Origin of the sequence: Methylobacillus sp. MM3, from assembly GCF_001645185.1 — a bacterium.
GTDB lineage: Bacteria > Pseudomonadota > Gammaproteobacteria > Burkholderiales > Methylophilaceae > MM2.
This window is the reverse complement of sequence record NZ_LXTQ01000058.1, coordinates 55,157-64,339: the sequence shown is the minus strand read 5'-3', so window position 1 is coordinate 64,339 and position 9,183 is coordinate 55,157. Positions and strand designations below refer to the sequence as shown.

The window sequence follows — 9,183 nt, the reverse complement described above, 5'->3', positions numbered from 1 at the left end:
ACACCTATCGGTTGTCCTGATTTTTAAAGAGCATGTCGCCGTAGCAACGAGAGGGGCGCATTATACAGACCGCTTACTTCCGGTCAAGCTTTTTGTCAGCATTATTTTACCAACAAACCCGCACCACCCCTTGCCTGCAACGAGGCGCGCATTTTACAGCGCACCCGAAAAACGTCAACTACTAAATTCTTTGGTTGCGGGGACAGGATTTGAACCTGTGACCTTCGGGTTATGAGCCCGACGAGCTGCCAGACTGCTCCACCCCGCGTCCGATTCGTCGCTTCGTTATGTACGTCGCGTCGAGAGGTGAGACTATAGCAAAACGGCCACTTTAGTGTCAAGAAGAATTGTCATTTTTGTGAGAATAGACACAAAAGCAGCTGCCCTGATAGCCGCGTCAATGCTTGCGTGGAGTATTGCACCGCTTATGGGCGTGGGGGCAGCAGGCCTTGCTCGCGATACCAGGCGACGGTTCGTTGGAAGCCTTCGTCCAGTTCTACTTTGGGCTCATAGCCAAGTATTCTTCTGGCCTTGTCGATTGTAAAGGCCCGGTTGTGCTTGAAGAATGTAAGCCGGCGCCTGTGCAATGGTGGAGAAATGCCCAGAGGTTTGCAAAGCCATTCGCAGCTTGCTGCAAGCGCACTCATGACACCGTAAGGGAGGGTCAATGTCGGCATTCGCGCGCCGACAGCCCTGGCGGCAGCGGCGACATATTCGCGCAGAGGAAGATAGCGAGGGCCGCCGATGATGAATACCTCTCCCGCAGCCCGGTCGATACGCATGGCCAGCATGAATCCTTGCACCAGATCGTCTATGTAGACGGGGTGAAAGTTGGGTTGGGAGTTGCCTACGAAAAAGAATGCTCCCTTGTCTATCATGCGGAACATCTTGAGCATACGGGTATCGCCTGGCCCGTATATGCCGCAGGGGCGAATCACTACGACTTCAATGCCGCGGTTGTGCATGCTCAGGCAGTGCTTTTCCGCCATCAGCTTGCTTTCCTGATAATCGTCGCGCGGATTAAACGGCGCATTCTCATCCGCCGGCGTTTGCGCCACCGTCCCGTGAACCCCGATAGTGGAGCAATAGATGAAGCGGCGGGCGCCAGCCTGGCGGCTACCTTCAAGCAATGCGCGCGTTCCCTCGAAATTGACAGCCAGGAACTCTTCGAAGCTGCCCTCGCTACGATACATTGCGGCAATGTGGAAGACGGTATCGACCTTATGCACCAACTGCTCAAGCGCTTCTGCATTACCCAGGTCGCCGACAATCACTTGAATATTTTCCGAAGGGGCGATGCCGGAAGCGCTCCGCGCAAGTGCCCGCACCTGATAGCCGTCAGCGATCAATCTCTTGATCAGCGCGGCTCCGGTAAAACCGGTCCCGCCGGTTACGGCAACGGTCTTGCGTTCTTTCATCCATTCATCCTATCGAAACGCCTTAGCACGGGATTGCCGATAAGCGCCGTCACGCCGATCTTGCGCATTAAAGTCTCCAGATTGCGCAGCCCTCCTGAATTGGCGAACAGCCGATGCAAGGCCATCGGCATCGTGAATTGCCGATAGTCGGCGGTGGCTTTGAATCCGTGGCGTGCAAAGCTGGCCTCGATTTCACCATCCCAGAAACTGCGATAGGTACGGGTATTTTTTTCTATCCGCTTTTTCAAAGGAAATGTGGCAAGCGATAAAAGGTTAAGGCTGGTGTATGTCGGATAGTCGATGATGATGGTTTTATCGGCGATGCGACAGAGTTCGGCCACCAATCCCGGCCAGTTATCCATGTGGGAAATCAGCCGCACGCTAATCACGGTATCGAATGCCCGGTCAGCGATGGGCAGATCTGTAAGATCGCCTTCGTAAAAAGCTACGGCCTCTCCATGGAGTTGCCGCACACGCAGCGCACAGCGCGCATCGCTACCGGCAACCGATACCTTGCAGCCCTGCTTGAGCAACGGGCCGGCGAGTTGGGCATGCCCTCCGCCGACATCCAGCACCAGACGTCCGGTTAATGGGCGATCATTTTGAAGCAGCGACAACACGCCCTGTTCTTGTACCGACAGCAGGTAATGACCCGCCGGGCCGGAAAAACGCGATGCATATCCATCGGACGACGTCTCGATATCCGGGGTTTCCCGTTCGGAATGTGGGCTTGCTGGCATATCCATTACTTTTTGTGCCCCGTGACCAGTGCATGAACGTCATCGCAGGATACGCCCTTCGTATTCCCATGCCATTTGAAGACATGGAAACCTGGAATAGCCGGCACGACCGGCTGGGCTAATTGCTCGATAGCATCCGCCGCCTCGTTCGATATACCTATATAGGTACGCCAGCGCTCATCGGATACCACGACAGCGCCATCCCCATAACATGAGATGACCTTGGCAATTGTTTCCGGACGCGAAATCGCACGTCTTCCGGTGCGGGGATCCAGCACGAACTCGCCTTTGGGCGGGATATCCTCGACGCGATGGGTATTGATCAACAAATCATAGTTTCCAAGATAGGCAATCACATTGAAGTCATCACCTACCAGCAATACGGAAGGATTGCCAATCGCCGCGCGTAGCGCCGACGCATGATCGCTCCATGGCGGGTCGGGCGGGGAAGCGATCAGCCGCGACGGCTGCCGGATTCCGGCGACCGCATCGCGGACGAGCGATTTGACGGTGATTCTGTAAACAGGATTTGCAATGATCGCAAAGGCCAGGCTGATCGCCATCAGAAAACTCCCCAGCGCCGCAACGGTCGATGGTGGGAAACGCCAAGCGGTGACCTGCTGCAACGCGGCAATGCCCTGCTCGATGGCTTTCCAGATTACCGGAAGCAATATCGCGGTCGCCATGCCCCACAAGGCAAACATGAAAGGCAAGGCATAAAACACATAGCGCGAAGATTTCATTCCGCCCAACGATTGCAATATCAGCGGCACGGCGGTCATCACGATGCAGAAGAATGCCGGCCGCGGCCAATGCGCCAGGGCGATCACGGCGGCCAGCGGCAGGAACAGCCACAGAATCGGCATCGTAAAAAAGAATTCGTTGAAGTAATACAGAAAATTGTTCTGATCCGGCGCCGCCCACCTGGGGGTAAACCGGAACTGATGCAGCAACCCTCCCCAGAACATCACGACTATCACAACCAGCGCTGCGACGGCCAGCAGGATAGCCGTGCGTATCTTTATGCTTTTCCAGGCATTTCGCGCTGTAATGCGCACTCCTGGTTGCGACGAAAGATCGATCAGCGCCCAGAGCGCCAGCGCCATGATGGCGATGACCGTCGTGATCTGCAGGTGAATAGCGGCCAGAAATGCGATTGAAGCAGCCGCCATCAACCACCAGCCCCGCCTCGGGTCGGGCAGGGCCAGTAATTTATAGATGGCCACCGCGCCCAACCACACCGTCAATGCCTGCAAGGCATAGAAGCGGGTGAATTGCGTGTTGACGATGGCATAGCTGGAAAAACAGAACAACAGGGCGCCGAGCCAGCCTGCCTGGATGCTCGCCTGACGGCTCAGCCAAATGAAAATGGCGCTCGTCAGCAGCGCTCCGGCCAGCACCGAAGGCAAACGCGCTATATAAAGATCGCTGCGGCCGAATAATTCGAAGGTATAACCCACCAGTGCGGTAAATCCGCGGCTGCGCAGGTATTCGCCATCCAGCATGCGAAACGTGCCCTCTTCCGCCCAGGAGCGGCCGGCGAGCAGGTGGTAAAGCTCATCGACATGGACGGGATTGCTGCCGGCTCCGAGCAGCCTGACAGCTAGGGCAACCAGAAAGATGAAGCCAGCCCGCCACCATAAAGATCGGCTTGCAATAAAACTCATCTGGCTCGTTGTCATTGGTTTTTCGCCTGAGCTATTCCGGAAATCGAAGGCCCGCCACTGGCATTTCAAGACTCCTATCCAAAGCCTGCTCGCAACATCGGCGATGGCTCGTTCCAGCGGCAAGTCTATCGAGACCAATGAATGATAACCCTGCGTTCTACAAGAGAAAATTAGCCCATCCGGACTATAGATTAGCTCCTGAAACTGTTGCATCTTGCATAACAAGAGCTTCTGGCTGCTGCCTGGTTACAGTGGGTCGGGCAGCGATGAAAAAGTCAAAATAAAGGGTTTTGACATGGTCACGCTATCGATCGTGGTACCCCTCTTCAATGAAGAAGAAAACGTGCAGCCGCTGTATCGGGCCATCACTTCGGCACTCGAAGGCAAGATCAAACACTATGAAGTGGTGCTGGTCGATGACGGCAGCAATGACGACACCGGCTTTCTGGCAGAAATGCTCGTCGAACAGGACCCTCGCATCCGCGTCGTGCGCTTCCGGCGCAACTACGGACAAACCGCCGCAATGGCAGCCGGGATCAAGCATGCGCGGGGAGAGGTCATCGTCACCATGGACGGCGACCTGCAAAATGACCCGACCGACATTCCCATGCTGCTATCCCTGATTGAGGAAGGCCATGACATTGCCGTGGGCTGGCGCCGCAAACGCAAGGACGGCACAGCGCGCGTGTTCGTCTCCAAGGTTGCCAATCGCATCATGGCCAAGGTGATGGGCGTGGCCGTCCGTGACAGCGGCTGTTCGCTCAAGGCCTATCGCGCCGAGCTGATACAGGACATTCCGCTGTATGGCGAGATGCACCGATTCATTCCTGCGCTATCGCAACTGGCCGGCGCGCGGCTGGCGCAGGTAGAGGTCAAGCATCACCCCCGGCGCTACGGCGTTTCGAAATACGGTTTCTCCCGCATATATAAGGTGATGCTGGACATCATTTCCATCCGCGCCCTGCTGAGTTTCGCGCGCCAGCCATTCCTGTGGCTAGGCCCTGTCGCGCTGGGCGCGCTTGTCATTGGCATGCTGTTTATTCTTTCTTCGATCTTTACCTGGCGAACAGCCGCTTTCGTCGACGCCAGCGTCGGCGTCCTGCTGATCTCGCTGAGCGTATTCATGACGGCCTGGGGCCTGCTCGGACGGCTGCTCCCCGCCATCGAACCCGACAACGTCAACTTTGCTTCGCTTTGCGCCACGCTGCCCGTCCGCGTCCGGAAAATCAAGGAGAGTTAAATCATGAAAGCCCAATTATCGGTCGTCGAAGATTCGGAAAACATGCAGGTCTCTGCAATCGTGCCTATTGCCGACCGGCATGACGACATCGAAATGGTGACGCGGGAATATCTCAACATGCTGAGCAGAAGCGGGCGCACCTTCGAATTGATTTTCGTACTGGACGGCATGCATCCGGCCGTTGCCGCCACCCTGGAAACGCTCGAAATCTCTCATCCATCGATAAAAATTATCATGCTCAATCAATATTATGGCGAGGCGGCATGCATACGCGAGGGCGTGAAACGATCGAACGGCGAAATCGTCCTGCTGCTGCCGCCTTACCTGCAAGTCGTTTCGGATTCGATCATTACTTTAATGGCACGGCTTGAAACCGCGGATGTCGCGACGGCGGTGCGCGACCGCACGGAAGACCAGTTTCTCAACCGCATGCGCGGTTGGGCGTTCGAAAAAATGGCACGCATCGCCGGTTCGCACTTTGCCGACCCCGGCTGCAGTGTGCGCGCCATCAAGCGCCGGGTATTCGACGAGATGGTACTGCAGGACGAGCAACACCGCTTTCTTCCGCTTTTTGCCGAACGGCTGGGTTTCAAGGTACAGGAAGTACTGTTGCCGCAAGCGGAGTCGGACAAACGTCGCCGCCAGCACTCCGTGGATACCTATCTGGGGCGCATGCTGGATCTGATTTCGATCAGCTTTCTGCTCAGATTCCTGCAAAAACCCTTCCGCTTCTTCGGTTCGGTAGGCGCGGGCACCATCTTCATCGGCACGCTGATCGGTCTTTATATTACTGCCGAGCGCTTCCTGGTCGGAATTCCCATGGGCGACCGCCCTATGCTGTTGTTGTCGGTGCTGATGATAGTACTCGGCATCCAGATTGCCGCCGTCGGCCTTATCGCCGAAATCGTGATTTTCACGCGCAGCAAAGGCACGCCCACGTATCACATCGATCATATCGTCGAGAAATCGACCGGAGCTTGAATGAACCCCCCCGACGCCATCATCGTCGGCGGCGGTATACAAGGCGTTTCCATGGCCTTGACCGCCGCCCGGCGCGGCCTGCATCCGGTGCTGGTCGAAAAGTCCAGCCTGGCAGCAGGAGCCAGCGGCAACAGTTACGGCATCGTTCATGGCGGGCTGCGCTACCTGCAAATGCTGGATATTCCGCGCTGGCGACGTTCGCGGCTTGCCCAGGCCTGGTTCCTGCACGAGTTTCCGGCGCAGGTGCGTCCCTTGCGCTGCGTGATGCCGCTCTACCAGGGGCGCTTGCGTTCACCGGGGCTTTTCCGACTCGCGATGGCTTTTGAGCAGACACTTGCCGCCACCTTCGATGCTCGCGTTCCGTTGCCGCCACCGCAATTGTTAACTGCCGAAGAGGTAAAAACCGAATTTGAAGTCATTACCGAAGGATTGGCCGGAGCCGCTTGCTGGCACGACGCCGAAGTCACCGACATGCCGGGCCTGCTGCAAGCGATGCTGAAACGCGCGGGTCTGGAACCACCATCCTTATATATGCCGTTCGAAGCGCGCGAACTGCTGACGCAGCGGGGCGAAGTCATCGGGTTAAGAATCGCCGATGTGAATAATGGCGATACGCGGGAAATCATGAGCCGCGTTGTCATCAACTGCGCTGGCGCTTGGGCCGGAAGCTGGCAACAAGCCGCCGCATGTCCCACGGCAAGAAGCCTGGCTTTCAATCTTTTGCTCGCTGGCGCACTACCCGGTAATAGCGCTCTCGCCGTTTCGCGCATCCCAGGCAAGGGGCGCAGTTATTTCATGCGGCCGCACCCCGAAGGCATTTTCGCGGGCACCTATTACCGTCCCGCGCCCGATGCCACGGAGCCGGCCGTGACTGCGGAAGATATCCAGGCCTTTCTGGACGAACTGAACAGCGCGCTGCCTGGCATGCATTTGCGCCCTGCGGACGTGAAAGCAGTGATGGCCGGACTGCTGCCCGACAAGGACGGCAGCGGCGAGCGCCTTTCGTCCGATGACCATATCCTTACGCATCGCCCGCATGGCTTCTACTCCATCGTTGGCGGAAAATTCACCACGGCCCCGCTGCTGAGCGAAGATGCCGCGAACCGGATCTGGCCTCATTTGAACCGCGCTGACCATATGGCGGCTACATTGGTGAAGCACCATGGCTAACAATGCATTGCCAGCCACGCATGGCATTCTGGTAGATAGCCATGTCCATTTTCACAACCCCGCCCACGCCATGGGCGACCTGAGACAAGCCGCTGTTGCCTTTGCTGCAGCGGGCGGCAGTGAGGCTACCGGCGTGGTGATGCTGGCGGAGCGCGCAGGATATGACGTATTCCAGCAGTTGCATTCCCAGCTATCCCCCACCTGGGAATTGAATTCCCTCTGGTTCTGGCACGGCAACCAGCGTCTGCTGGTCGTGGCAGGACGGCAGATCGTTACATCGGAAGGACTGGAGATACTGGGCCTCGCCACCCGCCTGCCTCTGCCCGACGGCCTGCCAGCCGATCAAGTGCTGGCGCGGCTGGATGACGCGGATGCCATTATCGTGTTGCCCTGGGGCGTTGGAAAATGGCTCGGACGTCGTGGAAAAATCGTCGATGGCCTGCTGGAACGCGCGCGCCCCGGCCGATTGTTTCTTGGCGACAATGGCGGCAGGCCGAACTGGTGGACGGTACCGCAGTTTTCGCGCGGCGTGCCGATTCTGGCCGGATCGGACCCATTGCCTTTGCCCGGCTCAAGCCGCACCATCGGCCGCTTCGGGTCGGTGATCGATGTTCAATTGCCCGAATACACTCCGGCCGCGAGACTCAAATGCGCCTTGCGCGATCCGGCCACCCGCATTTCAACCTACGGCCGGCTCGCGCCTTCGTTGCGCTTCATTGCCGACCAGGCACGGCTGCGTTTTCTTCGAAAACAACTGGAGCCCGCATGAAAATTCTTTTCCTCGCTCCACAGCCTTTCTACACCGAGCGCGGCACGCCGATTGCGGTACGCCTCGCGGTTTCGTCGCTTTGCCGCGCAGGCCATCGCGTGGATCTCCTGACCTACCCCGAAGGCGAAGACATCGCGATCCCCGGCATGCGCCTGTTTCGCGCCGGACGTCCGCCAGGTGTCAGAAAAATACCCATCGGTTTTTCCGTCAGGAAACTGCTATGCGACCTATGGCTGATGTTCGCCGCCTTCCGCATGCTGCGCGGCGGCCATTACGATGTCGTGCACGCCGTGGAGGAATCGGTTTTCATCGCTTTGCTGGCAAGACTTTTCTGGCGCTTCAAGCTGGTGTACGACATGGATTCGCTGATGGCGGACCAGATCGCCGAAAAATGGCCGAAGATCGAGCCGCTGCTTCCGTTCATGCGCTGGTTCGAGCATCAGGCCATGCAGCGCTCCGACCTCGTTCTCGCCGTCTGCCCGCTGATCGCCGAGCGCGCGCGCCGCTGTCAGGATGCCGAACGCGTGCACCTGACACCGGACGTGGCCTTCTCTCCCGATACGGCGGAAACTCTGGAGGTCGAAAACCTCCGTTCCTACTGCCCCCAACCCGGACCGATGGCATTGTATGTCGGCAACCTCGAACCCTATCAGGGCATCGGCCTGCTGCTGCAAGCGATGGCTGCAATGGAACCTGCACAACGTTGCAATCTGCTTGTCATCGGCGGCACCGACGCCAGCGTGCAAGACTATGTCGTCAAAACCAAGGCCGCCGGACTTGAAGATTGGGTGCGCTTTCTGGGACAACGTCCGCTGGGGGCGCTGCCGGCTTATCTGGAACAGGCCGACATCCTGTGCTCGCCGCGACTCAAGGGCGTCAACACGCCCATGAAAATCTATTCCTACATGCTGGCCGGTCGCGCCATTCTTGCCACTGATATTGCCAGTCACCGCCAGGTGCTGGATACGACCTGCGCCATGCTGACCGCGCCCCGACCCGACGCCATGGCGGAAGGCTGGCTGCGATTGCTCGCTTCGCAACAGCTCCGTTCCGAACTCGGCATGACAGCCGCCCATCGCGCCGGCACCCTGTATTGCGAGCAAGCCTTCGACCAACGACTCAAGAACGCCTACGAGGTATTGCACCCTGCTGTCGCGCTCAGCCGGCTGGCCGCCTGAACCGGAACGCTCGCGCAGAA

At 58.0% G+C, this 9,183-nt stretch carries 8 protein-coding genes and 1 tRNA gene; 5 read left to right on the top strand and 4 right to left on the bottom strand.

The features are described 5' to 3' along the window. Nucleotides 1-191 precede the first annotated feature (191 nt). The 4 genes from A7976_RS14350 to A7976_RS14335 all read right to left on the bottom strand — a co-directional run bounded on the left by A7976_RS14350 (nucleotide 192) and on the right by A7976_RS14335 (nucleotide 3,825). Nucleotides 192-268, bottom strand: a tRNA-Met gene (locus tag A7976_RS14350). A gap of 157 nt (nucleotides 269-425) precedes the next feature. After that, entirely contained in the window at nucleotides 426-1,418 is a 993-nt protein-coding gene (locus A7976_RS14345) for an NAD(P)-dependent oxidoreductase (RefSeq protein WP_067113496.1), read from the bottom strand. Then, on the bottom strand, nucleotides 1,415-2,164 hold the full coding sequence (locus A7976_RS14340) for a class I SAM-dependent methyltransferase (protein ID WP_082878177.1): 750 nt from the start codon (nucleotides 2,162-2,164) through the stop codon (nucleotides 1,415-1,417). Before A7976_RS14340 ends, A7976_RS14345 begins: the two co-directional genes overlap by 4 nt. Then, on the bottom strand, nucleotides 2,164-3,825 hold the full coding sequence (locus tag A7976_RS14335) for a hypothetical protein (RefSeq protein WP_131801040.1): 1,662 nt from the start codon (nucleotides 3,823-3,825) through the stop codon (nucleotides 2,164-2,166). Before A7976_RS14335 ends, A7976_RS14340 begins: the two co-directional genes overlap by 1 nt. Nucleotides 3,826-4,120: 295 nt before the next feature. Here A7976_RS14335 and A7976_RS14330 point away from each other — a divergent pair, with 295 nt between their 5' ends. The 5 genes from A7976_RS14330 to A7976_RS14995 are packed head-to-tail and all read left to right on the top strand — an operon-like array spanning nucleotide 4,121 to nucleotide 9,163. After that, a complete protein-coding gene (locus A7976_RS14330) occupies nucleotides 4,121-5,065 on the top strand; it encodes a glycosyltransferase family 2 protein (RefSeq protein WP_067113507.1) in 945 nt (314 codons plus the stop codon). 3 nt (nucleotides 5,066-5,068) lie between these two features. Continuing rightward, nucleotides 5,069-6,046 (top strand): glycosyltransferase, encoded by a 978-nt coding sequence (locus A7976_RS14325; RefSeq protein ID WP_067113492.1) that lies wholly within the window; start codon nucleotides 5,069-5,071, stop codon nucleotides 6,044-6,046. Next, on the top strand, nucleotides 6,047-7,216 hold the full coding sequence (locus tag A7976_RS14320; protein WP_067113487.1) for an FAD-dependent oxidoreductase: 1,170 nt from the start codon (nucleotides 6,047-6,049) through the stop codon (nucleotides 7,214-7,216). After that, nucleotides 7,209-7,985 (top strand): hypothetical protein, encoded by a 777-nt coding sequence (locus tag A7976_RS14315; RefSeq protein ID WP_067113485.1) that lies wholly within the window; start codon nucleotides 7,209-7,211, stop codon nucleotides 7,983-7,985. The genes A7976_RS14320 and A7976_RS14315 overlap by 8 nt, the downstream gene beginning before the upstream one ends. Further along, the gene (locus A7976_RS14995) at nucleotides 7,982-9,163 is read left to right on the top strand and encodes a glycosyltransferase (RefSeq protein ID WP_067113482.1); all 1,182 of its coding nucleotides are present in this window, start codon (nucleotides 7,982-7,984) and stop codon (nucleotides 9,161-9,163) included. Before A7976_RS14315 ends, A7976_RS14995 begins: the two co-directional genes overlap by 4 nt. Nucleotides 9,164-9,183: the final 20 nt, after the last annotated feature.